A 2,104-nucleotide genomic window follows, 5' to 3' on the forward strand; every position below is an offset into this window, starting at 1 on the left:
GGGTCTCACTCCAGATTCATGTTTAATAGGCTATTAGCCATTATTGACCCTGTTGAAAACCCATAAACCCACATTGTTTAGCGAGGAAGCTTAAAAGCCCGTTCTTCCGCTTGATAGATTTTCTTTCTCGATTTAGTAAAATAGCTCATGATCTCCTTTTCCCTGATGCGATACTTTTCAGGCACCAGTAAAATCCAATCGTTTGTGTCCTCTGGCACCTGTACAGGCTGGTTGTGTGCATCAAATACGGGAAACTCCCGTAGATAGTTAGGGTTCACCAATATAGATCGTATATTCTGTGAATCCTTGTTTAAGATAAGATTTTTTTGCTGATATTCAAGAACGTCGACAAAGACTGATCCCATTCGATTGAGAATCGGATAGAGATCACCCGCTTGGGCTCCAGTCGTTTTGATGGCGCCATTCTTAAAATCCTCCATGTCATCCCCGGACTCTAGGGGATAAAAGACCCCGTAATCCTTGCTGCGTTCCCAGCTTTTCAGGTTCTCCTGCTTGGTGCGGATTTCGGCATACTGGCTCCAGATCGAAAGGCTATTGAAGAGCAACAGTATGGAGCAACCCGCCTTTAGCAGTGTGTTCAAGGCAAAGATGCCGCCGGTATTCTTCCGGTTCTTAATGGCATCGCTAATCTTGACTCTGGAAATATACACAAACGTTAGAAGTGAACTCGCCATCGCTATGGCAAAGGCTTGTAACTGAGAGAGAAGGGTCCCGCCAACAAACTGTGCGGTGGTATTTGGGATCAACATGGCCACAAGCACGGATGCCGCCGCCGACAAAACAAAAACGACGGTAATCAGCCTGCCGACGATAATAAACCATAGGCGGATGTTGGATAGGCCGTGCATTTTCATAATGCCTATCCGCTTCGATTCATGGAAAATGTAGTAGATGAGCAGGAGTAAAGTAATGACAAAAATCATATACCTGATATACTCAAGGAAATATGTTCCAGATTCGACTGCGCCACCTCCTGAATCATTCGTGTTTTTCACGAAATCATCAGTTGTATAAGAAGAATGAAATCGTTCGTTTACTTTAGCGACAAAACTTTTGAAAAACGTATCATAGGCGCGGTTACCAGCCGATTCCACAAAATATTGTCCATCTACAGGCAAAGATTCATAAGCGGCTTTGAGCGGTTTGATTGTGATCAGGTTATTGGCTCCGAAGTCCCTGACGATGCCAACCTGGTTGTGATCCCCGGTGTCGACCGTAGAGAGAAAAGAATTGCCCTGCTGCGTGTCTTTGGCCGTTAATAACCTGCCGCTTTTCAATCGGAAGACATCAAAAAAATGGGTGTTGTCTGTTAACAGTATGTATTTGAGAATTTCCGCCCGGTCATCTTCCTTGTAATGGATGTTCGTCCTGAAAAGATTGACCCTGGATTCATTAGCCACCTCCTGCAAAATCGGGTACATCTCGTCCGGGTTGGCCAGCCTCGGATCCTTGGGAATCCAAAATGGTCTTGCCTCACCCGCCTTTTCCATTTTACGAAGTTCTTCTTCATCTGCCTGCTTGTAAGCAATCAGAAATGAAAAAACAAAAGAAAAAACAAGGAAAATAGATAAAATCTTTTTCAACTCAATAAACTCCTTTACCTGTTATGTAACGTATCTTCAACCCCTATTCCCAAACGCAAATTACCATACGCCATTCTTCCAAAAGAGCGACGCATGGTAACTGGCTGGCCTTGTAAAGGCAGGAGCTCGCATGAACCGCCTCCCCATTCGTTCGGCCTTATTTGGTTGGAGGCGGTCTCTATTTTATCAGATCACAAGTTTCCATAACCTGATCTGATAAAACCGAATCAAACCATTCGTAATAGTTCATTTTTATAGGTTGTTAAATCAACATTTGTATATCCTGTCTTTATATTCTCATGCTTTGGTAATTATGTCCACATCCTAATATACTGAAATTTCACTGTTTAGGAAAAATATCTCTATCATCCTCATTTATACTCTCGAATCCCAGTCATATCTAATAGTTAAAGTCTCAGGTAGTGGTGTAAAATCCGTCGTCCACAATTGACGACGAAGCCACCGTGCGTGTCTACTAGAAAGTGACGCAACCAACTAGT

Annotated in this window: 1 protein-coding gene; it reads right to left on the reverse strand. The window is 43.3% G+C overall.

Annotated elements, in window-relative coordinates; all coding sequences use genetic code 11:
* Positions 1–77 precede the first annotated feature (77 nt).
* Positions 78–1,604 (reverse strand): ABC transporter permease, encoded by a 1,527-nt coding sequence (locus tag C230_RS18875; protein WP_018130130.1) that lies wholly within the window; start codon positions 1,602–1,604, stop codon positions 78–80.
* Positions 1,605–2,104 lie beyond the last annotated feature (500 nt).

Source organism: Effusibacillus pohliae DSM 22757, assembly GCF_000376225.1.
Lineage (GTDB): Bacteria > Bacillota > Bacilli > Tumebacillales > Effusibacillaceae > Effusibacillus > Effusibacillus pohliae.